The organism is Acinetobacter sp. ANC_7512 (assembly GCF_056779935.1).
In genome coordinates this window covers 24874-51437 of sequence record NZ_JBWYIX010000010.1, presented here as the reverse complement: position 1 = coordinate 51437, position 26564 = coordinate 24874, and the positions used below count along the sequence as shown (strand labels likewise).

Here is a 26564-nt window from a genome sequence, read left to right as displayed (position 1 = left end):
AATTAATGCTTATGATTTAGCTTTCGTATTTGCTGCAGGTTTTTTTGCATTCTCAGCAATCAGTTTGTTCACGATCGCTAGATTTTCTTTGGCTTGAGGAATATTTTCATCTGCTAAAGCACTAAATATTTTTTTTGCCTCAGGTAGGTTTTGCGGAACGATATTTCCGTTTACGAACATGTTACCAATGGCCATAAGCGCAGGGATGTATCCTTTTTTACCTAAATCTTGAATGCTCGCTAAACCTTTTTTCACAGGCGCTTCAGTTTTGGTTTTGAAGCCTAATGAAATATCGTATAAAGCACGAGCATGAATGGCTGGATAACTTCCTTTCTTAATTAAAGGATCAAGTTTTTGTAACGCGAGCTTATCAGATTGTTCTTTGCCTTCAGAGAACAGCAGAACCGCAGATTCAACAATCGCATCTTCAAAACCTTGAGCTGCAGCTTTGTCTAGGTATTCACGAGATTTTTTTTCATTTTTGGTCAGACCCAAGCCACCAGTGGCATAGTTTTGCGCCAATACATAATTGGCTAGAGGATAGCCTGCAGTGCCAGCTTGTTCATAAAGTTGTACTGCTTTTTGGTTGTCTTGTTTGGTTCCTTGACCAGCTTGAGTGAGATATGCCAAGTTATAAGTCGCTTGAGGATTCCCTGCTTTTGATAAGCGTTCAAGTTCTTGGTAGGCCGCATTGTAATTCTTTGCTTGAATCAGTTCCTGTACTTTGCTGAATGCAGGATCGACTGGTGCGGCAGCGAAGCTAAATGAGGTGGCAACAGCGAGTAAAGCACCACATAATATTTTTTTCATAATTGTTTTATACCTATCTTAAAAGCAACCCTATTTATTTGATGTAAATAGAGTTTTACACCATTTCATCATAGTCCGAATTATGTGAATGTAAATATAGAATATGTATACATCCTTCAAATTTAGCTTCGCTTTGTGAATAAAGTGTGTGTATTGCAGTATAAGCATATAAACGACACTGGATTTATGTTGTTCAGCCTTGAATATATGGATTTAACCAAAATTTTAATCCACTAGTAGTTCTTCGATGGTTTTGCTTAAATACGCATTGTGCAATGAGGTGTTCAACGATGTTTATAAAAGGCATTAAACGTAATTACGATAAAGTTTTTCAAGATGATTCAATCCCAGATGAACAAAAGATAGATGCGCTCTTATTGAAACTTGGCGAGCAGTATTTGGTGAGTCAGGAGAATCGAGTGTATGTATTCCAAAAAGGTGATTTAACCGTAAAGTTTGATGCTAAACACGCGAGAGCATTTCATTTTAAAGATTATGTGGTGAAGGATATGAATAAATTATTTCATGGCTTTTAGAAAAAAACCTTCTAGCGAAATAGGAGGTTTTTTATGAGTCATCTCTCAATCGATTGACAGTTAAAATCTATTCCATCTAACGCCTTGGTCTTATTTTCATATCTTTATCAATAAAAAAACTCTATTATAAAACGATACGAAACGTATCGTTTTATTTGTGAGGATTTCATGACAGTCGATGACAAAAGTGCACGACGCCGATCATGTATTTTAGCTTCAGTCAAACAGGCTTTGAATGAAGTGGAATATCACCAACTGACAGTAGAAGACATTGCTTCACGTGCTGGGGTGGGAAAGTCGACTATTTATCGATGGTGGTCACATAAATCTGAATTGGTTCTGGACACCTTTAAAGAGCTCACACTCTCAATTTTTGAGTTTGAGCCAGAGCTCGACCTTGAACAAAATCTTAATCAACAATTGCTTCGTTTGGCTAAGGCTTTAGATCATCCAGTAGGACGAGCGATGTTGGTGGTTATGGCGAATCATCGTGAATTGGCTGCAACATTCTTCAAGCAATATTTATTACCTAAACGAGTTCAACTGCACCAACTGATCCAACAGGCGATTGAGGCGGGGGAGCTGATTGAACATGATCACTATGATTTGGTACTTGATCGACTGTATGGTCCTATTCATTACCAAATTATTTTTTTTAATCATTTGCCTGATGAGCACTATATCCGTCAATTGGTCAAACTGAGTTTAGATCCATTACGTCCTCACGCCTAAACATTAATGCGACAAGAGTAGATTTTCATGAGTGTAACCACCGAACGACTTTGGAATCGTTCATTTATCTTGTGTGTATTAAATAATTTATTTGTTTTTATTTACTACTTTGCCATGTTGGCTGTCCTTCCGATTTACATTGTGAAGGACTTAGCGGGATCAGTTGAAGAAGCAGGATTAGCGTTAACGCTTTTTCTCGCCTCATCAATAGCAGTACGACCATTTTCAGGTATGATCATTCAAAAAATGGGTAAGCGACTCACTATGCGTGGATCGAGCACGTTTTTTGCGGTCTTTGCATTTGCTTATTTATTTATTGATAACATGTGGTCATTGTTGCTTATACGATTTTTGCATGGGATATGGTTTAGTGTGTTGACCACTGTGGCTGTTCCAGTCGCGAATGACTTTATTCCTGAGCATCGTAAAGGTGAAGGCATGGGCTATTATGTGATGTCCACTAACCTAGGTGTGGTATTTGGACCGTTAATTGCGCTCACCATGATTCAATTTTATAGCTTCCAAATTTTATTCGGTGCTCTCGCGGTGCTCATCAGTTTAGGTCTAATTTTTAGCTGGCTATTAAATATTCCAGCGAATCAGATACCTCAGCAAAATAAAATGAATAAAAAAGGTTTTAAGCTAGACGATTTTCTTGAGCCTAAAGTTTTTGCTGTAAGTGGTGTTGCTTTACTTACAGCTTTTGCTTACTCGAGTATTACCAGTTTTATTACGGTTTATAGTGAGAGCAAACAACTGATGGCGTACACCAGTGTATTTTTTATATTGTTTGCGGCGTCGATGTTAATTGTAAGACCTTGGGTCGGTAAAATTTATGACCGTCAAGGTCCGAGTGCTGTTATTGTTCCTTCTTTTATATTTTTTGCGATTGGGCTTATGGTCGTAACATTGGTCAATGATCAATGGATGTTGTGGTTATCTGCAATTTTTATTGGAATTGGATATGGTTCAGTATTTCCTTGTTTGCAAACGCTCACCATTCAAACCGTAGATAAACATCGGATGGGGCATGCAATATCAACATTCTTTATTTGTTTTGATATTGGTCTAGCGATTGGTTCAGTTGTGATGGGATTAGTTATCGCACAATGGAGCTTTGAATTTATGTACTGGTGTTGTGCGGTATTGGTCATATTAAACCTGATTATTTACCGGAAATATGTTCCAAATCCTCAGCCTAATGGTTAATAAAAAACCTCCTAAATGGAGGTTTTTTTAGATTATTTTACTGTGGTCTAGCCACATCACCATTTAAATACTCAGGCAAATCTAAAACAGTCACGTCTAACTCTGCTAATGCTTCAGGGCGTGCCACCACCAAAGCGATATAACCATTTTCAAATGCAGCACTATTGACCACTTGTACGCTTTTATCGAGTTGTTCCGCTTCTGCAGGCACAGCACCTGTACCTTGAATCAGATGTAACCACGCTTTCGGTTTGGCTTTAAACCATAAGCGTGCAATGACTTCCTGACCCAAGTAACAACCCTTGTCATAGTGAACGCCTTCACGTTGATGTAAACGGAGTTCTTGGGGTTGGAACACGTGTTCTATGGCTTGATCAATGTAAGCTTGACCCTGTTGAATGGCCTGAACTTGCCAAGCGGCAATATCTGTTACTTCTGCTGAGAACGTTGTGGTGTCACCTTGAAGCGTAGGATAGACCTGACTAGCTTCTTCAAGTTTCATTTTGGAAAAAGCACCGAATTTTTTAATGTGTTTGGAAAATTCTTCAGCTTGATCTTGAGTGGTTACAATGACAAAACTTTCAGGATTCAGCTTTGTTAGCCATAAACCAAAGTGAATTCGACCTTTTAAATCACAAATTGCTGTGTAGCGCGTGATATTTTCTTCAAGGCGTTCAACATGCAACGTCACTTGACCTTGTAAAAATTTTTGAGCATCCACGCCATTAAGCGTAAATGAGGAGAAAGATAAATTGTTCATTTTCTATGCTCGAATCTGAATCTAATACTAAAGAATTATCCCAATTTTCCACTATTTTTCAAAAAAAAGCACATAACTGCTAATTTAACTGCATTATTTGAAACAAAATATTTCAAAAACCCTATTTTTTGTACCTAAGTGCATGAAATATATAAGATTTGGGAAATGGACTTTCAGCAGTGTACTATGCCATCACAAATGATGAAGTCTCATCAACAACAAAATGTTTAGAAAGTTTAGAAAAAAGATGCTCAAGGCAAGGCAGGAACGCGATGAATAACAACTACCGTAAACCACTGCAAGGTACCCAGCTCGAATATTATGATGTGCGTCAAGCCGTTGAAGATATTCAGCCAGGCGCATACGCAAAACTCCCATATACTTCTAAAGTGCTTGCAGAGCAATTGGTACGCCGTTGCGATCCTGCAATTTTAGAGCAGTCTCTTAAAGAATTAATCTTTAACAAACAAGACCACGATTTCCCTTGGTATCCAGCACGTGTGGTTTGCCACGATATTTTAGGTCAAACAGCATTGGTGGACCTTGCAGGTTTGCGTGATGCGATTGCCGATCAAGGTGGAGACCCATCTAAAGTCAATCCCGTGGTACCAACTCAGCTGATTGTCGATCACTCACTCGCAGTCGAGTACGGTGGTTTTGATCCTGATGCATTTGAGAAAAACCGTGCGGTGGAAGATCGTCGTAATGAAGACCGTTTCCATTTTATTGAGTGGACCAAAACTGCCTTTGAAAATGTTGATGTGATTCCTGCGGGTAATGGCATCATGCATCAAATCAACTTGGAGAAAATGTCTCCAGTGATTCAAAACCGTGGTGGCGTGGCTTTCCCTGACACGTGTGTGGGCACAGATTCACATACACCGCATACGGATGCTTTAGGTGTCATTTCAATTGGTGTCGGTGGCTTAGAAGCTGAAAACGTGATGCTCGGCCGTGCATCGTGGATGCGTCTGCCAGACATTATTGGCGTAGAGCTCGTTGGTCAGCGTAAGCCGGGCATTACGGCAACTGATATCGTATTGGCTTTAACAGAGTTCTTGCGTAAAGAGCGTGTGGTTGGCGCATATTTAGAGTTCTTTGGTGAAGGTGCAGACACAATGTCGATTGGTGACCGTGCAACCATCTCCAATATGACCCCTGAATACGGTGCAACGGCTGCGATGTTCTATATCGACCAAAACACCATTGATTATCTAACACTGACAGGTCGTGAGCCTGAGCAAGTGAAGCTTGTAGAAACCTATGCCAAAGAAATTGGTCTGTGGGCAAGTGATATGACTAAAGCCGAGTACCCACGTGTACTCCGTTTTGATTTATCAACCGTAACTCGTAATATTGCAGGTCCATCAAACCCACATGCGCGTGTATCAACAAGCGATTTAAAAGCCAAAGGTATTGCAGGTAATTTAGAAGCAGCACGTGCGCAAGAAGCAGAAGGCTTAATGCCTGATGGTGCAATCATCATCGCAGCGATTACATCATGTACCAATACATCAAACCCACGTAATACGGTTGCAGCTGGCTTGCTTGCTCGTAAAGCGAATGAACTCGGCTTAGTGCGTAAGCCGTGGGTGAAATCATCTTTTGCACCGGGTTCTAAAGCCGCAGCATTGTATTTAGAAGAAGCAGGTGTACTCGGTGATTTAGAAAAACTCGGTTTTGGTATCGTGGCGTATGCATGTACCACATGTAACGGGATGTCAGGTGCGTTAGATCCAAAAATTCAGCAAGAAATTATTGACCGTGACCTCTACGCAACGGCTGTTTTATCAGGCAACCGTAACTTTGATGGTCGTATCCATCCTTATGCAAAACAAGCATTCTTGGCATCTCCACCTTTAGTTGTGGCGTATGCGATTGCAGGGACGATTCGTTTTGATATCGAAATGGATGCTTTAGGACATGACAAAGACGGCAACCCGATTTATTTAAAAGACATTTGGCCATCGGATGAAGAAATTGATGCACTGGTGAAAGTTGCAGTAAAACCTGAGCAATTTAAGAAAGTGTATATCCCAATGTTTGATTTGGGTGAGAAGGTTCAAGCTGCAAGCCCATTATATGACTGGCGTCCGCAAAGTACCTATATCCGTCGTCCGCCATATTGGGAAGGCGCACTTGCAGCACCACGTACTTTAGCCAATATGCGTCCGCTTGCGATTTTAGGCGATAACATCACCACGGATCATTTATCACCATCGAATGCGATTATGATGGATTCGGCAGCAGGTGAATATCTACATAAAATGGGCGTGCCTGAAGAAGACTTTAACTCATACGCAACGCACCGTGGTGACCACTTAACGGCACAACGTGCGACCTTTGCCAATCCGAAATTGTATAACGAAATGGTGGTACGTTCGGACGGTACGATTAAGCAAGGTTCAAAAGCGCGTGTAGAGCCTGAAGGCGAAGTAATGCGTATGTGGGAAGCCATTGAAACCTACATGAACCGTAAACAGCCTTTGATCATTGTTGCAGGTAAAGACTACGGTCAAGGTTCTAGCCGTGACTGGGCTGCGAAAGGTGTACGCCTTGCAGGTGTAGAAGCCATTGTAGCTGAAGGTTTTGAACGTATTCACCGTACCAACTTGGTCGGTATGGGTGTGTTACCGCTTGAGTTTAAGGCAGGAACTGACCGTAAAACTTTAGGTTTGGATGGTACAGAGCTGTATAGCGTGATTGGGAATATTGCACCTCGTTCGACCTTGACTTTAGTTATTGAGCGTTCAACGGCGGATGGTAAAAATCAAACAATTGAAGTGCCTGTAACGTGTCGTTTGGATACCGAAGAAGAAGTATCTGTTTATGAAGCGGGCGGGGTGTTGCAACGCTTTGCACAAGATTTCTTAGAAGGGAAAGTAGATTGATATTTTTAATGCGAAAAGTCCAAATTTTATGGGCTTTTCGTTGGATTAATTATAAAAAAGAAGTAATAAATGTTATCAAATACTTTATCAATATTGGCAATAATAATTTCAGGTTTCACAGCATTATATACATACAAACAATCTGTAGTTATTACTGAGCAATATGAGAAGCAAAAGAAATTAGAAGAAGAGCTTTCATCTTATTCTATAGTTGTAGGATACGAAACAGACAGAAATTTAATTAAAAGTATACAAAATGGACAATTAGTTCACTTTTCTTTTAGTAATGGGTCGATTAGACCTGTTCCATATAGTGTGGAAATAAAGAGTCAAGGAATAGGATTGTTTCATGAACATGGTAAGCCAGATAAAATTTACAATAATTATCCTTTAAATAGAAAAAGATCTACTTTAATTCAACCAAATGGACATCCTTACAAGGGAGTTTTTAGTTTATGGCATTTTCAAAAACCAGCTCCTCTTGCTAAGGTTAGTATTTGGATTAATGGTGAAGAGGCTGCAAGTTATTCATATAGATATAATAATAAAACAAAAAAATATGACTATATTTATGATTAGATACCTTTAGGAAATAAGTAAATGTGAATTTCTTATCTCGAAAAACATTACTCTTTGTCAATATTATCATTTAGGTGACTACCTTAGGCGAGCTGTGAAGTGGTGCTGAAAAAGTCAGGACAAATCAAAAGCGTTGCATGCAATTGAAGAGTTAACATCCATGACTCAAGCAATTGAAATAGATGAAAGTTTTTCATAGCACTATGCAAGATTAGTAAAGACTTAACGCAGAAAGGCTAGATTATTGGAAAAAATAATTTGTTGCTTGCAGCTTTTGCAAGAGCTAATAACGGGCTAATGTTTACCAATAATGAAAAAGAGTTTTTAAGAGTAAATGCTTTAAACGTCGAAAATTGGGTCGCTAAACCTGTGTAAAGCCATTAGAATTTCGATCGTGAATATCGCTTTGCCCAATCGTCATCATCATCTGTCGAAATGGACAATAAAAAGCCATTCATTCTCCGTTATAGTGATTCCACCATTTCTAAAATTATACGGAGAACAAAAATGGTTACAGCTGGCTCTAAACCGGGAACAGGTTTCTATTTTTGCGTTCAATGTGGGCATCGTGCTTACTTAGAAATTGGTACTGATCGTTTACCACCGTGTACCAAATGCTTAAGCAATCAATTTAAAAAATAATTCGCTCAAGCAAACACACTAAAACAGACACCACTGTTTTAAACAAAAGCCCTATTACACCATAGGGCTTTTTTGTTACCTTAAGCAAATTAAAAACATATAAATAAAAAGGTTTGCTATGGAAACAATACTCGGTTTATGTCTTGGTATAGGATTGAGTGCTGCATGTGGCTTCCGCGTATTTGTTCCATTATTGGTGATGAGTATTGCTGCCATTATGGGCCTTTTTGAACCCATCAAAGGTTTTGAATGGTTGGCGATGCCATCGGTCTGCATTGCACTAGGCTTTGCCACACTGTGTGAAATAGGTGCTTATTACATCCCATGGGTAGACAACTTACTCGACACTATTGCAACACCTGCCGCGATGGTGGCTGGAACATTGACGACCATGGCTGTAAGCTCTGGCGAAATGTCGCAATTTGCAAGTTGGGCTGCCGCAATCATCGTCGGTGGTGGAACAGCAGGAGTAGTGCAACTTGGGACAGTGGCAGCACGGGGCGTATCGACTGCAACCACGGGTGGCGTGGCAAATCCTGTGGTTTCTACAGGTGAGTGGGTCAGCGCATTGGCGATTTCCGTATTGTCATTCTTTACACCAGTATTGGTAGTGATTGTTTTACTAATTGGTGTGGTTTGGGCAGTACGTTGGATTCGTTAGAAAAGACGCATGGTAAAGAATGCCGAAAGTCCCCTTTAAAATCTCAATGGAACATCATAAAAATATGTTGAATCACGATTACCATTCCAATTCATCTAAAAATTATATTGGCTAAAAACATTATAAAAATTATAAAGGAGCTCAGCAGATGCCTGTGCTAAAAATATTAAAGCATCATGGTATATCAGTCGCGATACTTATGGCATGTTCGATTGCTTCAGTACCGTTATGGGCGAACACTCCACAGCAGAAAACACTAAGCCCAGAAGAAATCAAACTTCAACAGCAGGCAAAAAAATTTAAGGACTTTATTCCAGACCAATACTTTCTGTTCGATGCCGTAGAAGGTGATTTGAATCAGGATGGCCAAAAGGATGCCGTACTGATTGTAAAAAAAATTGATCCCAAAGGGTGGGTGAGCCATCTTGATCAGGGCAAGCTAGATCGTAACCGACGTGGCATTCTGGTGCTATTACAGAATCAATTCACATATCAAAAACTGATGCAGAATCTGACTGCATTTTCATCGGAAAATGAAGAGGGAGGTGTTTATTTTCCGCCAGAACTCTGTGTTGATATCCGCAAGAATATTCTGGGGATCCATTATGGACACGGTCGTTATGGCTATTGGAGTTATAAGTTTCGTTTAGAGCAGCAGGATATGCGTTTGATTGGTTATGATCTTTCTAGTAATCATGGCCCATATACTGATTATAGAGTAAGTATTAATTTTCTCAGTCATCAAAAAAAGCATTCACAAAATATCAATTTGGCGGATCGGGGTCTTCAGGAAAAATTTAAGCATACCTGGTCTAAAGTGAATTATTCACCAATCTATCTGTCCAAAATCAAGGACTTTGATGAGCTCAATTTTGAATAGTTTTTTTAATAAGGTTGGTGCGAATTTTGCTTGATCATTTACAGTAAAAATGATTGCAAGAGGAAGAATTACATGGAAATGAGCAGCATAGCTGAAAATGAAAAAACGTCTTTAGGTGTTAAAGTTCATTTGATGGCAGGCTGGCCAATTTTACTGTTACTCATTGGTGGTGCAGTAGGAGCGGTATTGGGTATCGTTGCTTATGTGATTAACCTCAAAATTTACAAATCTGAATTATCTCAACTACAAAAAGTACTCGCTAATCTTATGTGCGGAATGTTTGCCATGATGTTGTGGTGGAGCATTGCATCTTGGATTCAAGCCACTCTCTAAAATCAAAAGTCGACTTGAATTTTAATTGCAATATTTAGCTCTAAAACGCTAAAAAAAGTGTATCAGTGAACCTATTTGGGAAAAAATATTGTATTTATAAGATGAAATGAAATATTTTTTTATTCGATGCTAAAATACGTTAATCTTAGGAAATTAATCCCGACGCAGTCTCGCTATTATATATTTCAAGGGTGTGACGGGATCGAAAAGAGTAGATTGCTACCAGTTGCGTACGGCGTGCGTGTAGTACTTACCCAAGAGGTCTTGATTCGGCTTAGGACGCTATAAACCAGAAGTTTATAGGCAATAGGGTTATAACTTACAAAGTTATAATAGTTGAAGTAAACAACATGTTTTCCCTGACACCCTCAGAATTCTCTTAAAAAAAATTATAATTCTCAATTCTCAATTCTCAATTCTCAATTCTCAATTCTCAATTCTCAATTCTCAATTCTCAATTCTCAATTCTCAATTCTCAATTCTCAAATCGCTCATCTTATAAATTGACACTGAGTTGATCAGTTGCTATTTTTCCGCATCCCAAAGAAATGCTCTGTTCACATGCCTTTAGACGATAATTTTGTATATATGCCACCTCAAGGTCCGCTTAACATCGTCTATGAAGATGATGATTTGGTGGTCATTGATAAACCAGCAGGATTATTGTCTGTGCCAGGACGCTTGCCTGAACATCATGACAGTGCGTATTCAAGAGTGATTGCTCAATACCCAAATGCAAAAATTACTCATCGTCTAGATATGGCAACCTCTGGAATTTTGATGTTTGCAAAACATCGCGATGCTGAAGTGGCTGTGAGCAAAATGTTCCAAGCGCGCACCGTGAAAAAAAATTATGTGGCACTGGTGCAAGGTAAAATTGCACAACAGGGACAAGTAGACTTGCCTTTAATTACGGACTGGGAAAACAGACCGAGACAAATCGTTCATTTTGAACTTGGAAAATCAGCCTTAACACTGTTTGAATTGGTCGCTTATGATGCGCATTTAGATGTTAGTCGTGTCTTGTTGACGCCAATTACGGGGCGTTCACATCAATTACGCGTACATATGCAAGCCATAGGTCATCCGATCACAGGTGATAAACTCTATCATCCAAACCCTAAACTCAGTGATTTAGGGCGTATGGCTTTGCATGCGAGTTATTTAGAGTTTCAACAACCGTTGAGTGGTATTGAAATTAAAATTGTGAGTGAAGTTCCATTTTGAATGAAACGCTTCAAGCAAAATACGTATTGTGAGTGCCTAACTAAAATTTAACAATTACGATCATATAAAGTTAAGAACAATTTCTAATGAATTCTTCTCCAAAATGAAATAAATATAGGCTACTCTAGGATATTGTATACGCAATAACCACAATAAGGATGAACGTATGAGCCGTGATTTAGAACAATTTCCAAATGATGATAATGGCGATGTACTGTGGCAAATGTTCCAGGATGGAGATGATTTAAGCGAGCCGCATGAGATTGAGTACTCAATTGCTTTTAGCTCTAAAGACAAAGCTGAAAAATGTGCCTTGTTCTTGCTTCAGGAAGAACAAAAGATCAGTTTATTTATTGATGAAGAGTCTGAATGCGCAGAATGGATTATCACGATTTATGTGTATATGGAGCCAGAATACTCAGATATTGTGGATTTAGAAGAGTGGTTTACCAAAATAGCCAATGACTATGACGGTGAGTATGATGGATGGGGATGTATGGCATATGTATATGATGATGAAGATATAGAAGATGAGTTTCAAAGCTAAACAAGGCTAGAGCCAATAAAAGAACCTAAGTGATTGAACTTAGGTTTTTTTTATTTAAACCTTATAAAATTTAAGGTTTTTTTCTATTCGCTAGATGAAAGTGGTATATTGAGCAAAATTTTTTTAATTTTTTGGATTTTTTTATGTCTTTGCCAAATTGCCCAAAATGTTCCTCTGAATATACTTATGAAGATGGGGACCTCTTGATCTGCCCAGAATGTTCACATGAATGGAAAGAAGGAGAGACACTCGAAGAAGTGGTTCAGATCAAAGATGCAAATGGCAATCTTCTTGCAGATGGTGATACCGTAACGGTTATCAAAGATTTAAAAATTAAAGGTTCATCATCCGTAATCAAAGTCGGTACTAAAGCAAAAAGTATTCGTTTGTTGCCAGATGCAACGGATGGTCATGATATTGATTGTAAAGTAGATGGTTTTGGCGCAATGAAACTTAAGTCCGAATATGTAAAGAAAGCATAAGCTTTTATAATGGCTTCAGTGAAACTGGGGCCAATTTTTTATGCGAAAATAACTCGTCATTGGTTTTCTGATCATAATGATAAGTTTTAATAAATAATGGTTGTTTTTTATCAATTTAAATTGAATTTTAGATACAAATTAGAATAAAAATTTCTTTGCTTGGCACAAAATAACATTACACTTTTTCTTTAAAAGTGTTAACTTCATCACACTAATAACAATAAGGTCACATCATGTCTATTCAGATTGAGGGTAATGTTGTTGCTGCTCATGAAGTATTAGCGCAATTAAAAGAATGGGATTCAGCATTAGTGGGTAATAATGTTGATGCGTTAATCGAAAAATGTGCACAAAATGTAAGTATGTTTGATGTCAGCACTCAACTTGAAGGGGCTGAAGCTTATCGAAAAGAATGGCAAAAATTTAGCCCATATTTCTTTGATGGGATGCAAATCACTCGCCGTGATGTAAAAGTGCATGCGAGTGATCATTTGGTTGTATTACACTGTCACTCTAAAGTGGAACATAAAGCCTTAAAAGGTCAGCTGCAAATGCCTTGGTGTCGTACAACATTATGTCTACAAAAAACCAATGAACAATGGGTGATGGTACACCAACATATTTCTATGCCTGTAGACTTAGCAACGGGAAAGGCTATCATCTTGAAGGATAAATCAAAATTAAGGCTTGTGGTTTAGCTTATCTTGAGCATTTAGATGGGCTTAAACAGTGTTATCTTTCATGAATGAGTTAAATTCTGGAGACGTGTCATGGGATTTTATGATTTTTATCGTTTGAGTTCTCATGCGGTGATCACCAACCCAGAGGGACAAGTCTTATTACTGAAAGCAAACTATTCCAATTACAGTTGGGGGTTGCCAGGTGGTGGTTTAGATCAAGGTGAAACCATACATCAAGCTTTGCTCAGAGAGTGTAAAGAAGAAATAGGTTGTGATGTAAGCATCCAATATTTATCCGGGGTCTACTATCACGCACAGGTAAACTCACATACCTTTATCTTTAGATGCGTGATTGAAAATAATGCCCAAATTCAACTCTCTGAGGAACATACGGAATATGCATGGTTTAGTCCAGAGCAACTGTCTGAGGTTCAACGCACTCGCGTTCAAGACTGTCTGAATTTTCAAGGTGAAGTTCGGAGTTATTCATTCTAGAATTTAGAAATTAGACAGTTGGCGTAATGTTTTGAAAATGATTGAGCTTAGCAATGATTTCATCTACTTGTTTCAGACGTTTCACTTCATCCCATAACAGTTTTGCTTCAGGATAATGTTTAGACATCATACCTAGCCATTGTTTATAACGTCCGACCATATTCATTTCTTTTTTATAAGAACCATTTAAGAAGCGAATTTGGAGTGTAATTAAATCGCTCCATTGTAATATCGCTTCGTCTTTATTTTGTCGGATGCATTGTGTGACATCGGGTGTTGTCACTGCTGCACGACCAATCATTAGATCTTCACAACCTGACTCTAGTAAACACTGGCGCGCATCTTGGTTATTCCAGATTTCACCATTGGCTATCACATTAATTCTAAGCGCATGACGAATGGGTTGAAGTTGATCCCAAAAGGCGGGTGGGGTATAGCCATCTGCTTTTGTTCGTGCATGAACGGTAACCCAAGCGGCACCAGCATCTTCTATAGCATGTGCATTTTCCAGGGTGAAATTACGATCCATATAACCTAAACGCATTTTTGCTGAAACTGGTATTTCAGCAGGCACTGCATCACGTACAGCTTTAACCAGTTGATACACTGTTTCAGGTTCATCCAATAATACAGAACCACCTCGATGCCTGTTTACTGTTTTAGCTGGACATCCAAAATTCATATCAATTGCAGGTGCACCTAACTCCACCGCTCGAACGGCATTTGCAGCCAACATGGTTGGATTATTCCCTAAAAATTGAACATGAACGGGTGTTCCTGCTGCTGTTTTGCCATCGTTGAATAATTCGGGACAGTAAGAATGATAGATGTGATCTGGAAGGACAGAATCAGTGACACGGATAAACTCAGTTACACACCAGTCGAAGCTGCCGACATGTGTGAGAACATCACGCATGATGGGATCAGTTAAACCTTCCATGGGTGCTAAAACGAGTTTCACATGGTCACCTGAATATGGGAAAAACGGTGTTATACGGTGTTTTGTATAGCTTGTCTAGTCAGAAATTTCACACAAAAAAAAGCCCAAACTTATGTTTGGGCTATTCGCTTCCAATTATTGATATTTAGCCCATTGTAGGTCTGCATTTTTAATGGCGATGAAATCATTTGCATTCACATCGTCAACTTTATTTAAATTTTTATATTCATTTTTGGGAATATAAATATTTGTACCAGCACCCATTGTATTGTGTTGTTGAACACTAGTATACGGTGGGACACCTTGAGAGCTGATATTACCAAAGATTCCATTTTTTTCACCGATACCACATGCTGCACTACCTTCAACATTACTTCTTGCTAATACGTCACCATAAATTTGTGCACATGCACCAATACGCACAACTTGATTAGACATCAAGGCAACTAAACCAAGTTCTAACTTTGTTATTTCTTTATTATCAATAGTCACTGTATCAAGTGTACCGTTAGGTAATCTATTGGTGTTTTTATACATCGTATTCGCATCTTGGCACAAATTCACTGGCGTCAAGAATTTGTTCGATAAAGTTGCAGGTGTTGTTGCAGGTGGACTAACACTAAACTTAGTATTAGACGTAGTGCCTAAGTTACGAGAACAAATTAAGGCATCTGTTGCATTTGGATTTCGCGTAATATTACGAGGCGAATAAATGCGAGGAGACATCGCAATCGCATCAATATCACCTTCAGCAAGGAATGTATTGGTGAATACAGAATCAGTACTATCCGCCGCAAGATTCGCTTTACCAGAAATAATTAATTTACCTTCGAAATACAGAATACCTGGAGCAAAACTTGCGTTATCGAATGTAGATGTATCCATTGAACGAATATACCAAGTGTCTGGTAATGTATAATCGTAATCTTTAGGCCAACCAAATATAGTTCGGTCTTTACCATCAAGACCATTAAAATCTAAACTGACACGTGGAAGATATCCAATAATTTGACTTGTACAATAACCGCTTTTATGGTCAGTACGTAGACCTAAACTATTGGTCATGATCTGTTCTTCATGAATAGTTTCACAAATAGCACCCACATAATCTTTGCTATTCAAGGTGTATTTCCCTAAATAGAAACCTCGTGAGCCTGAGTTTGAGTTCTCAGGGTCAATTTTCATGATTTGAGTTTTATTTCCTGAAGCATCTACAGCAAACTGTTTGTGAATATTATTAGTAGCATCATACTCATACATGTAAGTGATTTTAGAGCTCTCATTGCGAAGATGATTTAAATATACGCGAGCAGCGCCATATTCACGTACGAAAATATAGTTTGCATCATTTCGATATTGACGAACATCGACTCTGGTTTCAAACGTCATATTTTGAATTGCTTCTTGAATACTGGCTATGGTTTCAGAAACATCGTATTTAGGAATATCTGGAAAAGTACTGAGCTGAGGGATGCTTGTGAGTTTTTCATAAATTTTTCCACTAATTGCATTCTTAAATCCTTCAACTACACCATTCTGGTTTGAAGCACTAAAGTTGGCAAGATAGACATCACCTTTTACATCTTCAGTAATAAGACCATCTAGTAAGCGTAATGGACCGTTAGAATACACATTTCCACCAATCCAACTTGTACTTAAGCGGACTCCAGCCTTGTACGCGCCAACCCCTTGTTGCGACTGATTGTGAGCATAGGCCGATTGTTCAATTTTAGAGAGGGTATCAAGATCGATAAACTCTTTAGCTCTTACACTGCCTTTAACGTCACTACTAGAAATATTAACTTTCCCGCCTGAGGTAATATCACCCGTAACAACACTAGTTCCGATCATTGTTACGTTGCCACCTGCCATGACATTTCCGTTGACTTTACTAGAAACGGAAATATTGACATTCCCTTGGTGTGTGGTGATAGAAGACACTTCGACATTCGTGCGTAGTGTTACATCTTTATTGGTATGTAAGTTTGCAGCATAGCCTCCTTCTGTAAGACTAATATTTCCGTCAGTGGAAATATTTTGAGCCTTAGAACCAAGAGAAAGTGTGACATCACCAATTGCTTTAATATTTTCTGCTTTGACATTGGTTAACAGTTTAACCCACTCACCAGATGAAATATTGCCAAAATTTCCGCCGTTAATAATATGAACATAGCCCTCAGCATTGATGTTAATTACAGCCCCATTTCTTGTACCACAGGCATCAATTAAACAATCAATATAGACATTTCCACCTTTACCATCTTTGTCTTTCTTAACGTTAATAGTTAAGTTTTTGATATTTTGAATTTTGAAACCAGCTTGTAAGGACAGGCTACCACCATCGACATTCAGTTCGACATATTCATCTGGTTTAGTTGGATCTTCGCCGGAAATAGTAGTGCCAGACATAAATGTTTGACCAGTGAAATTAATAACACTCTTGTACTTAATCAGGTCTGCTGCAAGATCATAGATTGCTTGTATCGTAGTAGCTGATTGAGCTGACCCACTTTTCGACAGAATATTTGCGATGACAATACATTTGGTTCCAGTAGAACCATCTGGGTTATTGGTTAAACCATTGCAACCTTTTACATCTTTTACTTCAACCGTGACATAACGTTGGTTGGTATCATCATTTAAAAGCTGAATTTCACCTGTATTTAATAAGCTTTGGCGAAAGTCATTAATATCGGTATCCTTATATTTTTTTAATAAATATTCACGAAAGGCGCTAACACCTGACCATCCCATGAGTTGTACGTTGGTTTGTGCATGCGCAGCAACATTTGCTTCTTTGTTGGAGATCAGTGATTTTGCAACAGTCGATGTTATGATCATCACTGTAAGCCCGATGAGCAAGACCAAAAGAATAGTGGCCATGCCTTGCTGCTTTCTTAAACTATTCATCTTTAATCTCGCTCTTAAAGGTTAACAATGTTATTAAGACAAACGGTATTACTCACTGTTTGACCAATGTTTGAATTTTGCATTTCATCTGCGTATTGACGATTAGCAGTAATCGTCAGTTGGCGCGTACCTTTGGAGTTGTTTTTATCAATTCCAAAAGGTGTACAATTTCCCGGTGTTAATACAAAGTTAAAAACGGTGCCTGTTTCTAAGGTCTTAAAGGAAACAATATGCTGTTTTTCATCAGGTTGGCTAAAAGTTTCTATATTTAATACTGCTTCAGACCCACAGTTATTCTTTTTAAGAAAGATTAAGCGATATGTATCACCTTCTTTTTCTTGAGTTAATGCTTCACAGTTGTAATTAATCGTTGTATTTGCAGACATTAAGCTTGTTACAGGATCTGGATTCATTCGCCAGAAAACAGCAGGTAAATTTTGAGTGTCCACTCCTACAGCAATATCTGATGTTTTTCCTGAACCATAGCCTGCATTTTGAACGAGCTTCTGTGCAACTGATAATGCTGTTCGTATTTGAGCATCGTATTCCGAATCACGAGAAGAACTAATACCAATTTGAGTCGTCTGTTTAAAAAGCATGAGCATCATTAGCATGCATAACATTGCAATGACTAATCCAACCATCAACTCAACGAGCGTAAATCCTTTTTGACTCATGATTTATCTCCCGACTCGATAACAATCTAAGCCTTCCATACTATCTTCAGCGCAGGTTTTGGCATTAGATTGATTTGTACTCGCAGCTAACACAGGCCATGTAATTTTTGTACCTGCGACACCGCTCGTTTCACTAATATTTTCAGAATTCAAATTGCAATAAATGTAGTAGGTATTACCATTTAATGTGAACGATTTACTTTCGGTAGATTGGTTATTGAATGAAGTACAAACATCAGTTGAGTCAGTAGATATAGTGATGGTTTGTAAGCGATTTTGCAGTTCGTTTATCACTATATTGTCAATGTTCATATATCGTTGCGTGTTCAACATTTTGCTGATTGCTAAACCGCTACCAAAAACAATAATCGAGAATATAAGTAAACCAACAAGAGACTCCAACAATGTGAAACCACGTTGATTAGTTGATTTGAATGTTTGCTGATTCATTATTCTTCTCAACTGTAACGGTTAAATTTAAATTTGAATTGCACGTTGCTGATGCTGAACTTGCAGCAACCAACATCCCATTCGAGTTAAAAGATAGACAATAAAACTCTGTATTATTTACTTTGAAAAATACATTCGATGCATAAGGGATTTTTTGAAGGATATAGTTTTGGTCAGGCGAGTTGCCGTCACTTGTTGAACACGCATCAGTATTGTCCTTAGCAACTCGAATCACTCTAATTTCTTGATGGGTTTTATCTATACAAACAGATGCTGCTGCAAGTGAAGACTCTTGATTATTCGTGTTTCGAATTGCTGCAGAACGGGCTTGATAAGTCGCATTTTTAATACCTGCTAGCGCTCCATCAACATGACTTTGATCTACCCAAGCTCTGGTTAAAGAAGTACCTACAAATAACAAAATAGCCAGTACAACGATCGTAATCATTAGTTCGATCAGCGTGAAACCAAGTTGTTTTCTATAACCAGTATTTTGCATATTATTTCACCCAGTCAGTATATGAACCACAACCGGCCACGGTACGAGTTCCATCATTTTTGAGTGTTAATGTACAACCTAAAACTCTTGCTTCAGTTCCTATTGCCTGAACCGCATAATTCACACCATCTGATGAAGTGTACGTAAAATTAAATGAATCAGAACTTGGATTCCAAGTTATAAATTTAGTTTTTACTGCGTTGGTATTTGATAAGGTTTCTTTAGGGTAGTTTAGTGTTCTTTGATATGCATTTTCAGCACCTAATGAAAGTGCGATTAAATTCGATTGAGCTTCTTTGATTTTTGCTTTGGTGACGTAGTTTTGATAACTAGGTACTGCAATTGCGGCCAAGATTGCAACAATAATGATGACGATCATTAATTCGATTAAGGTAAAACCTTTTTGCAATTTCATACATACCCCAAAATAATCATCAAAAATATCCATTTACTAACTGTAACATTAGTTACTAACCTAAATAATAACAACTTATAGGAGATTAATGGGGGGTATTAAGCGATGAGCAGATTATTAATATTAATTAATTAAATAATTCAAATAATATTAACTATTATTTATTAAATTATCATAAAGGTTTAATGTAGTTTTTTACTTTAAGTAATTGATTTTTATTACTATTTACAATATGAAAATTTTATTTATACTTAAAATTTATTTATATATATTTAAAATGTATTTAAAATATATAAAATTTAATATGATGTGATATTTATTTCATTATTATTATTTATTGTGATTTAAATCACATAATTGTTATTTTCCTAGAATCATTTCTAATACAAATTTTGATCCAATAAAGCCTATTGCAAGTAAAATAAAACCAATAATGGTAAAGCGTCTCGCTTTTTGACCGCGCCAACCAAAACGATAATGTCCAAATAAAAGTGCACCGTAAACAAACCAAGAGACAATACTAAATGCTGTTTTATGTGCCAAATGTTGTGCAAAAAAATCATCAATCGTAAAAAAGCCGAAGATAAGTGCAGTACTTAATAAAATGAAACCTGTAACAAGCATATCGAATAACAGAGATTCCATTGCTTGATAGGAGGGTAATAGATTTACCCAAACACGATGTTTCTGTTTGTTTTTTAACTCACGATCTTGTAACCACAACAAAACTGCGTGAATTGTTGCCATTAATAGCACTGCATAAGCTGAGAGTGACAAAATAATATGGACATCAAGTCCAAACGTGTTCTGTTTAAGTGTAAGTATAGGCTGGCTCAGGGAATAGCCTAAAATTAAACCCAATGCAGCTACTGGTATTCCAATCAGATTTAGCGCAAGTACAGGTCGATAAGTGCTATAAAGCAGGCTCAATAACAGCATGAGTGCTGAAGTAAATGAAAGGAGATTAAAAACGTTATAGTTAATGCCGAAAGGCGTTTTCATATCTATCAATAAGACGACAGCATGCAAGATCAAGCCTAATCCAGCTACGAGACTGATAAACCAATGATTAGGGACACGTTTAGTCATTAAATGGGTAAATAAATACCAAAAGGCAGTGGTATAGGCGATCAATGCTAAAATTGTGTAAACCAAAGGGAGGCTAATCATGTCAAACCTTTTTATGGATGCTGAATATTCATCTAATAAGATATAAATTCCAAACGAACTACAGTATCCTATAGCATCTTATGCATAAATTTTCTATTTTAAGAAAGATTTTTTTGCAACAACCATTTTAAGCGGATTTTGCAATGTTTGATACCTTAACAGAACGACTCACGCAGAGTTTAAGAAATGTTACTGGCTCTGGGCAACTGACCGAAGACAATATTAAAGATACGTTACGTGAAGTGCGTATGGCACTTCTTGAAGCCGATGTTGCACTTCCTGTAACTCGTGAATTTATCGCGAAAGTTAAGGAAGAGGCATTAGGTCAAGAGGTGATGTCACAGTTATCTCCAGGCCAAGCATTCGTCAAAATTGTTCATGATGAACTCACCAAAATGATGGGTGAGGCAAATGAAAGTCTTGATCTTGCTGCAAAGCCTCCCGTTGTTGTTTTATTGGCTGGTTTACAAGGTGCAGGTAAAACGACGACTGCTGCAAAATTAGCTCGTTTTTTACAAGAGCGACAAAAGAAAAAAGTCGCAATGGTTTCTGCCGACGTCTATCGTCCTGCAGCGATTAAGCAGCTCCAGACTGTAGCAGGTGAAGTCGGCGCGATTTTCTTTGAATCAAGTGCTGATGAAAAGCCAATTACGATTGCAAACCGAGCAATTGAACAAGCCAAAATTCAATTTGCGGATGTATTGATTGTCGATACTGCAGGTCGTTTACATATCGATGACGATATGATGGGCGAAATTAAAGAATTGCATGCAGCGATTAATCCTACAGAAACACTGTTCGTTGTAGATGCAATGACCGGTCAGGATGCTGCAAATACAGCAAAAGCATTCAATGATGCATTGCCTTTAACCGGTGTGATTCTTACAAAAACTGATGGTGATGCGCGTGGTGGTGCGGCACTTTCTGTTCGTGCAATTACTGGTAAGCCTATTAAATTCTTGGGGATGGGGGAGAAACTCGATGCCCTTGAACCATTCCATCCTGAGCGTGTGGCACAACGTATCTTAGGTATGGGTGATGTTCTTTCTTTGGTCGAAGAGCTTGAACGCAAAGTCGACAAAGAAAAAGCTGAAAAAATGGCGAAAAAACTGCAAAAAGGCGGCAGCTTCAACTTTGAAGATATGCTGATGCAGTTTGAACAAATGAATAAAATGGGCGGTATGATGGGCTTCTTAGACAAGTTGCCTGGCATGAGTAACTCAGGAATTCAGGATGCGATTGCTCAAGCAAATCCTGAAAAGCAAGTGAAGAAAATGGAAGCGATTATTCAATCGATGACCATCAAAGAGCGTCGCAATCCTGACTTGATGAATCCAAGCCGTAAAAAACGTATCGCAGCAGGTTGTGGTATGGATGTTGCTGAAGTCAATAAGCTGATCAAACAACATGCCCAAATGGCAAAAATGATGAAAAAATTTGCGAATCCATCGGGTATGGCGAAAATGATGAAATCATTAAGCGGTATGCAAAAGAAATTTGGTGGCGGCGGTGGCGTTGGTCCGTTATTTGGTGGCAAAGATCCAAAATAACTCCCATAATTTAAAAAGGCGCTTTGGCGCCTTTTTTCATGCTACATAATTTTGCAAACTTACTATTTAGTTTAAAAAATAATCAATTCATGATGTTGAGAATATAGTCAAGAGTGCAAGAAAATGACACAGGTTTATGTTGTGCATGGATATACGGCAAGCCCTGAAGAAAATTGGTTTCCATGGATACAACAACAAGCTGATCAGTATGGTATTCCATTAAAAGTATTGAGATTAGATCCTTCTGAGACGCCACAATTAGGAACGTGGGAACAACAAATGAAAGAGCAAATAGCTCAAATTGATGATCAAACAATTTTTGTTGCTCACAGTCTCGGGTGTATTGCAACTTTACATTACTTAAGCCAAGTGCTTTTAAACCAAAAAATCAAAAAATTAATTCTAGTTGCTGGTTTCAATGGACGTTTAGGGCGTCTTGAGCAAGTCAATCCATTTATTGATGCTGCTGATATAGATTTTGAACTCATTCGTGACCAAGTTCATGATCGCGTGGTCATTTATTCTGAAGGTGATGAGCGCGTTCTGCCTAAATTTAGTTTCCAGCAAGCTGAAAGTATTGATGCACATGTCGTTGCTGCTGAACATCAAGGCCATTTTATTGATTCAGAAGGTTGTACGGCATTGCCTGAGGTCTGGGCTGAGATTATTCGAGATTAATTCAGAAGCTATAAGCTCTCACTGACGTGTTTAACATGATGTCACCCACATATTGATTTCTGCTCTAAAGACAAGCGCTTGGTTTTGATCATGGACTTCGACACACGCTACAAATCTATTTGGTATGGATTGCCCCGCTTGAATTGGTGTCAGAGGATAAGCAACTGCTGTTAAATCGGTCGTTGCTTTTTTAATATAGTTGACTTGCATACCGTCGGGTATCCATCGATGACTTGGTGGAAGAGTGACTTCTGTCATTAGACCACCAGTAAGCTCTGCCAAATTACACAATGCGATCGCATGTACAGTATTAAGGTGATTTAAAACCCTTTTTTCTTTAGACATCTGGACCTGACAAAAATCTGGTCTCAATTCAATAATTTTCGTGCGAATCGACTTGAAATAAGGTGCTTTGAGTTGGATCACTTGATTGAAAAGTATTTTCCCAAAGGGCAGTTTCTTCGCGATATTCCAAACGTTTAACGTCCTGTTATTCATGTTGTTCAGCCTGTTTTTTTGTATTTTGGATGTGTGTACTGACACTGAGTGAATAATTTTTTGTTTTAAGAGACACTCAGTTCAGCAGCCCTGATGACCAAGTTATGTTTTTTGTTGCGTGACAGCAAGATAGCGTTGTAAGCCTTTTAATAATAAATCGGTTTCAATTTTCGGGTCATAAGATTGTAAATATTGAGCAAAAAGTGCTGCATCTCCACCTGTAAGGATTAATTTTCTTGGAGATGTTGTTAAAACTTTTTCGATCATACTGACCAATCCCAATAAAATACCATGATGAACAGCATCCATTGTATTTTGCCCAGGACTTAACTCATCAAATGCAGCATCAGGGATTTTGATCCCTTTGGTATTTTGAATAAGTGAGTCTCGTTGTAGATAGAGATTAGGTACGATATATCCCCCTAAATGTGTAAATCCATCTGCTAAATCAATTGTTAAGGCCGTTCCACAACTGATCACGCAATATTTCTCTTGAGGATCGGTGACGACCGCTAGAACTTGTAGCCAACGATCGATACCCAATTGATTCGGTTCTGTATATCCACATTGGAGTCCTGCATATTCTTGATGAACTTTAGCAACGACAATTGGGATATCCAGCAGTTTTAAAATTTTGAGTATACGATCGTTATTTTTCTTGTCTTGAACAGATGAGATACCGACTTCTGATAGGTTTTGAGATTTAAAGTGTTGGATGAGACCCAACATTAAGTCCGCAGGAGATTGTAGATGAAGCTCCGCCACATGCTCCAAGATTTGCTCACCTTCCGTGATCCAATATTTTAAACGCGTATTGCCTATATCTAACCAAAGACGTTTCATCATGTATTCGCTGACCTATCTTTTCTTTATTTTTTTAAGCGTAAACGCCCTTGATACAAACCGATTAAACCTTGTTCAGTCAAAATATTAATTCGACCATCATCTCCAATACCTTTAAAGATACCTTGTACTGTTTTATTCACTTGCTCAAACTCTACAGTCTGATTCATAAAAGCAGCATAGTGATTGAAACGTCCCGAGAGGTTATAACTTCCATGCTCAAACCATTGTCCAGCTTGCATGATTGCGAGATAAAGCTCTGAAATAATCTTAATTCGATTTGGATGAGCTAAACCCAATTGCATGATTGATGTGGTTTGCTGTTCGATTGCTGCATCAGAAACAGGCAATAAATTAATACCAACACCAACAATCGCCTGATGTGGGGTTACAGGCTCTACCAAAATGCCACCCCATTTGCCTTGCGCACTATAAAGGTCATTTGGCCATTTGATTTGTAAATGATCCAATGACTTAAATGAAGGAATTTGCAAAATATTAAGTGCAATCTCAAGGGATAGTCGACCATCTAAGGGTGTTTTGGTTTCTAGCAATGTGCTTAAATAAATATTCCCGACTGGGGAAACCCATTGTCGTTGATGTTGTCCACGTCCCTGAGTTTGAGTCTCACTGCATACAAGAATACCCTGTACACCTTTTTTGATGAGTGCGCGTACTTCATCATTGGTTGAAGTGGTGCTCTGTTTTAACAGTAAAACTTCTGGAAGTTGTTGAGCTTCAGTTAAAAGCTGACTGAGGTGGCGAGTCTCTAAATCCATGTTGAATCTGAGAAGAGTAAAAGATTTATGGAGTTAATCATATATTTAGCTATTGGTGCAATCGCTGGTTTTACTGCAGGGTTGTTTGGCGTGGGCGGTGGATTAATCATCGTACCCATTTTATTTATTGTATTTACCCAAATGGGTTATGACCCAACTGTCATTATGCACATGGCGCTTGGAACATCATTGGCTACGATTGTGGTCACATCGATTAGCTCGGTTATGGCACATCATAAAAAAGGTGCAGTGCTATGGTCAGTATTTAAAAATTTAGCGCCAGGTTTGGTACTGGGTTCATTTTTTGGTGCTGGATTGGCCAGTATTATCTCTGGACCAATGCTGCAATTGATTATCGGTTGTTTCGCAATTTGGGTTGCATACCGTATGTTCCGTGGTGCTAATGTGGTGGTCGATCAATCTAAGCAACTACCTTCTGTACCTGCTCAATTGGCTGCGGGAAGTGGAATTGGGGTGGCTTCAGCAATTTTTGGGATCGGTGGAGGAAGTTTAACCGTACCTTATTTAAATCATCATGGGGTGGTGATGCAAAAAGCTGTTGCAACATCTGCTGCATGTGGACTGCCGATTGCTTTAGCAGGTGCATTTGGATTTATGTTCTACGGACAAAAAGCACCTGCTGAAATCGAAAATGCCATTGGATATGTTCATGTTTATGCATTCATTGGCATTAGTGTAATGAGTTTTATCACCGCAAAAGTAGGAGCAAAAGTTGCACATAAACTGTCAGCAGCGATGTTGAAAAAATGTTTTGCAGCTTTGCTTACAACTGTAGGTATTTATTTTATTTATCAAGGCGTATTTTGAGAAAAATATGCCAAATAACTCTCAAAAATAGTGATGTGTATTGACTTAAAAATTTGATAAATTGTCAGACAAAGACATAGTCAGTATGATGCTATTGGTATAAAAACAATAAAATAGCATCATGCTTGATGAAGTGTGAGTAAAAAAATAAATAGGAATATTATGCAATTGGAAGAAGTGGACAGCCTTTCAGAGCAAATAGCCAGACATATAAGTGAACAGATTATTAGTGGCGAATTGGTCGAAGGTGAACGTATACAAGAATTGCGTATCGCTAAAGAATTAGACGTGAGTCGAGGTTCGGTACGTGAAGCTTTATTATTACTTGAACGCACGCATTTAATTGAAATTTATCCAAGACGCGGCGCAATTGTGTCAGAAATGTCTGCCCAACAAGTGCGAGCTTTATTTGATACGAGTGCTCTTATGTTAGGGCAGATCGTCCAGCGTATGAGTGAAACTTGGCGTAATCATGAAGCTGAGGCGCTTCAGCAACTTTTGCAATATTTAATTGAACAAGTTAAACAAAGTAATACTGAAAAATTTTACGATGGTGTATTTCAATTTTTAGCTAAGCAACAAGATATGGTAGCCAACCCATACTTAATGAAGTTTTATCGCGAACTGTTGCCATCTATACGTCGTAGTTATTTTTTAACCTTAAATACTTCGCGTAGAGAGCTCCAAGAAGCACTTGAATTAATTAAGCTCGTGATCGATGCAATTTTGATCCGAAAATCACAACAAGCTACTTTATTTATGGAAGATTTTTGCCGACACTTGCGCAATCTAGTGTTAGAGTCACTGACACGAATGAAACAAATTGAACTAGCTTGGGCGCGGAGATCGCGCAGATAATCAGG

General features: G+C 38.3%; 30 protein-coding genes. 18 read left to right on the top strand and 12 right to left on the bottom strand.

Translation table 11 applies throughout. The annotated features are described in order from the left end of the window. Positions 1–9: 9 nt before the first annotated feature. A complete protein-coding gene (locus AC1M9H_RS10445) occupies positions 10–810 on the bottom strand; it encodes a tetratricopeptide repeat protein (RefSeq protein WP_481613330.1) in 801 nt (266 codons plus the stop codon). Positions 811–1100: 290 nt separating this feature from the next. On the opposite strand from AC1M9H_RS10445, the gene AC1M9H_RS10440 reads away from it, so the two are divergent. From AC1M9H_RS10440 to AC1M9H_RS10430, 3 genes are all read left to right on the top strand, one after another. Beyond that, a complete protein-coding gene (locus tag AC1M9H_RS10440) occupies positions 1101–1346 on the top strand; it encodes a hypothetical protein (RefSeq protein ID WP_092767507.1) in 246 nt (81 codons plus the stop codon). Between the two features lie 168 nt (positions 1347–1514). Next, positions 1515–2078: a TetR/AcrR family transcriptional regulator gene (locus AC1M9H_RS10435; RefSeq protein ID WP_092767505.1), complete on the top strand. Its 564-nt coding sequence runs from the start codon at positions 1515–1517 to the stop codon at positions 2076–2078. A gap of 27 nt (positions 2079–2105) precedes the next feature. Further along, complete coding sequence (locus AC1M9H_RS10430; RefSeq protein ID WP_481613329.1) at positions 2106–3287, top strand: MFS transporter; 1182 nt, start codon at positions 2106–2108, stop codon at positions 3285–3287. Between the two features lie 37 nt (positions 3288–3324). Here AC1M9H_RS10430 and ygfZ read toward each other — a convergent pair whose 3' ends face one another. After that, positions 3325–4047 (bottom strand): CAF17-like 4Fe-4S cluster assembly/insertion protein YgfZ, encoded by a 723-nt coding sequence (ygfZ, locus tag AC1M9H_RS10425; protein ID WP_481609080.1) that lies wholly within the window; start codon positions 4045–4047, stop codon positions 3325–3327. A gap of 272 nt (positions 4048–4319) precedes the next feature. Here ygfZ and acnD point away from each other — a divergent pair, with 272 nt between their 5' ends. From acnD to AC1M9H_RS10370, 11 genes are all read left to right on the top strand, one after another. Beyond that, the gene (gene acnD, locus AC1M9H_RS10420; RefSeq protein ID WP_481613328.1) at positions 4320–6938 is read left to right on the top strand and encodes a Fe/S-dependent 2-methylisocitrate dehydratase AcnD; all 2619 of its coding nucleotides are present in this window, start codon (positions 4320–4322) and stop codon (positions 6936–6938) included. Positions 6939–7007: 69 nt separating this feature from the next. Continuing rightward, entirely contained in the window at positions 7008–7517 is a 510-nt protein-coding gene (locus tag AC1M9H_RS10415) for a hypothetical protein (RefSeq protein ID WP_481613327.1), read from the top strand. A 435-nt stretch (positions 7518–7952) separates the two neighbouring features. Next, positions 7953–8159 carry a zinc ribbon-containing protein gene (locus tag AC1M9H_RS10410; protein WP_257227605.1) on the top strand — a complete coding sequence of 69 codons (207 nt, stop codon included), beginning with the start codon at positions 7953–7955 and terminating at the stop codon, positions 8157–8159. A gap of 118 nt (positions 8160–8277) precedes the next feature. Continuing rightward, the gene (locus AC1M9H_RS10405; RefSeq protein WP_481613326.1) at positions 8278–8820 is read left to right on the top strand and encodes a DUF4126 domain-containing protein; all 543 of its coding nucleotides are present in this window, start codon (positions 8278–8280) and stop codon (positions 8818–8820) included. 148 nt (positions 8821–8968) lie between these two features. After that, positions 8969–9700, top strand: a complete 732-nt coding sequence (locus tag AC1M9H_RS10400) for a hypothetical protein (RefSeq protein ID WP_481613325.1) — start codon at positions 8969–8971, stop codon at positions 9698–9700. Between the two features lie 72 nt (positions 9701–9772). Then, complete coding sequence (locus AC1M9H_RS10395; RefSeq protein WP_481587208.1) at positions 9773–10033, top strand: hypothetical protein; 261 nt, start codon at positions 9773–9775, stop codon at positions 10031–10033. 561 nt (positions 10034–10594) lie between these two features. After that, on the top strand, positions 10595–11260 hold the full coding sequence (locus AC1M9H_RS10390) for an RluA family pseudouridine synthase (RefSeq protein ID WP_035269858.1): 666 nt from the start codon (positions 10595–10597) through the stop codon (positions 11258–11260). 166 nt (positions 11261–11426) lie between these two features. Beyond that, on the top strand, positions 11427–11807 hold the full coding sequence (locus tag AC1M9H_RS10385) for a ribonuclease E inhibitor RraB (RefSeq protein ID WP_481613324.1): 381 nt from the start codon (positions 11427–11429) through the stop codon (positions 11805–11807). A gap of 143 nt (positions 11808–11950) precedes the next feature. After that, entirely contained in the window at positions 11951–12289 is a 339-nt protein-coding gene (locus AC1M9H_RS10380) for a zinc ribbon domain-containing protein YjdM (protein WP_035269853.1), read from the top strand. A gap of 233 nt (positions 12290–12522) precedes the next feature. Continuing rightward, a complete protein-coding gene (locus tag AC1M9H_RS10375; protein ID WP_179998993.1) occupies positions 12523–12987 on the top strand; it encodes a YybH family protein in 465 nt (154 codons plus the stop codon). Positions 12988–13059: 72 nt separating this feature from the next. Continuing rightward, positions 13060–13464, top strand: coding sequence for an NUDIX hydrolase (locus AC1M9H_RS10370; protein WP_481609089.1), 405 nt, complete (start codon positions 13060–13062; stop codon positions 13462–13464). A gap of 10 nt (positions 13465–13474) precedes the next feature. On the opposite strand, the gene AC1M9H_RS10365 is transcribed toward AC1M9H_RS10370, so the two are convergent. The 7 genes from AC1M9H_RS10365 to AC1M9H_RS10335 all read right to left on the bottom strand — a co-directional run bounded on the left by AC1M9H_RS10365 (position 13475) and on the right by AC1M9H_RS10335 (position 20525). Beyond that, positions 13475–14425, bottom strand: coding sequence for a tRNA-dihydrouridine synthase (locus AC1M9H_RS10365; RefSeq protein WP_481609090.1), 951 nt, complete (start codon positions 14423–14425; stop codon positions 13475–13477). A 114-nt stretch (positions 14426–14539) separates the two neighbouring features. Beyond that, positions 14540–17287: a bactofilin family protein gene (locus AC1M9H_RS10360; RefSeq protein ID WP_481613323.1), complete on the bottom strand. Its 2748-nt coding sequence runs from the start codon at positions 17285–17287 to the stop codon at positions 14540–14542. Positions 17288–17328: 41 nt separating this feature from the next. Next, positions 17329–17991, bottom strand: a complete 663-nt coding sequence (locus tag AC1M9H_RS10355) for a PilW family protein (protein WP_092767483.1) — start codon at positions 17989–17991, stop codon at positions 17329–17331. A gap of 3 nt (positions 17992–17994) precedes the next feature. Continuing rightward, positions 17995–18441 carry a PulJ/GspJ family protein gene (locus AC1M9H_RS10350; RefSeq protein WP_481613322.1) on the bottom strand — a complete coding sequence of 149 codons (447 nt, stop codon included), beginning with the start codon at positions 18439–18441 and terminating at the stop codon, positions 17995–17997. Continuing rightward, positions 18413–18940 (bottom strand): pilus assembly FimT family protein, encoded by a 528-nt coding sequence (locus AC1M9H_RS10345; RefSeq protein WP_092767479.1) that lies wholly within the window; start codon positions 18938–18940, stop codon positions 18413–18415. The genes AC1M9H_RS10350 and AC1M9H_RS10345 overlap by 29 nt, the downstream gene beginning before the upstream one ends. Before the next feature lies 1 nt (position 18941). Beyond that, positions 18942–19355 carry a type IV pilin protein gene (locus AC1M9H_RS10340; protein WP_481613321.1) on the bottom strand — a complete coding sequence of 138 codons (414 nt, stop codon included), beginning with the start codon at positions 19353–19355 and terminating at the stop codon, positions 18942–18944. Positions 19356–19715: 360 nt separating this feature from the next. Then, positions 19716–20525, bottom strand: a complete 810-nt coding sequence (locus AC1M9H_RS10335) for a cytochrome C assembly family protein (RefSeq protein WP_092767475.1) — start codon at positions 20523–20525, stop codon at positions 19716–19718. A gap of 143 nt (positions 20526–20668) precedes the next feature. On the opposite strand from AC1M9H_RS10335, the gene ffh reads away from it, so the two are divergent. Beyond that, a complete protein-coding gene (gene ffh / locus AC1M9H_RS10330; protein WP_035269264.1) occupies positions 20669–22075 on the top strand; it encodes a signal recognition particle protein in 1407 nt (468 codons plus the stop codon). Between the two features lie 123 nt (positions 22076–22198). Further along, entirely contained in the window at positions 22199–22753 is a 555-nt protein-coding gene (locus tag AC1M9H_RS10325; protein WP_179999002.1) for an RBBP9/YdeN family alpha/beta hydrolase, read from the top strand. 30 nt (positions 22754–22783) lie between these two features. Here the strand turns inward: AC1M9H_RS10325 and AC1M9H_RS10320 are convergent, their stop codons facing one another. The 3 genes from AC1M9H_RS10320 to AC1M9H_RS10310 all read right to left on the bottom strand — a co-directional run bounded on the left by AC1M9H_RS10320 (position 22784) and on the right by AC1M9H_RS10310 (position 24873). After that, positions 22784–23251, bottom strand: a complete 468-nt coding sequence (locus tag AC1M9H_RS10320) for a hotdog fold domain-containing protein (protein ID WP_481613320.1) — start codon at positions 23249–23251, stop codon at positions 22784–22786. Between the two features lie 102 nt (positions 23252–23353). Then, positions 23354–24094, bottom strand: coding sequence for a type III pantothenate kinase (locus tag AC1M9H_RS10315; protein WP_035269271.1), 741 nt, complete (start codon positions 24092–24094; stop codon positions 23354–23356). A gap of 26 nt (positions 24095–24120) precedes the next feature. Then, positions 24121–24873: a biotin--[acetyl-CoA-carboxylase] ligase gene (locus tag AC1M9H_RS10310; protein WP_092767469.1), complete on the bottom strand. Its 753-nt coding sequence runs from the start codon at positions 24871–24873 to the stop codon at positions 24121–24123. Positions 24874–24900: 27 nt separating this feature from the next. Here AC1M9H_RS10310 and AC1M9H_RS10305 point away from each other — a divergent pair, with 27 nt between their 5' ends. Then, positions 24901–25701, top strand: coding sequence for a sulfite exporter TauE/SafE family protein (locus tag AC1M9H_RS10305; RefSeq protein WP_035269256.1), 801 nt, complete (start codon positions 24901–24903; stop codon positions 25699–25701). Positions 25702–25863: 162 nt separating this feature from the next. Then, positions 25864–26559, top strand: coding sequence for a GntR family transcriptional regulator (locus tag AC1M9H_RS10300; protein WP_035269253.1), 696 nt, complete (start codon positions 25864–25866; stop codon positions 26557–26559). Positions 26560–26564 lie beyond the last annotated feature (5 nt).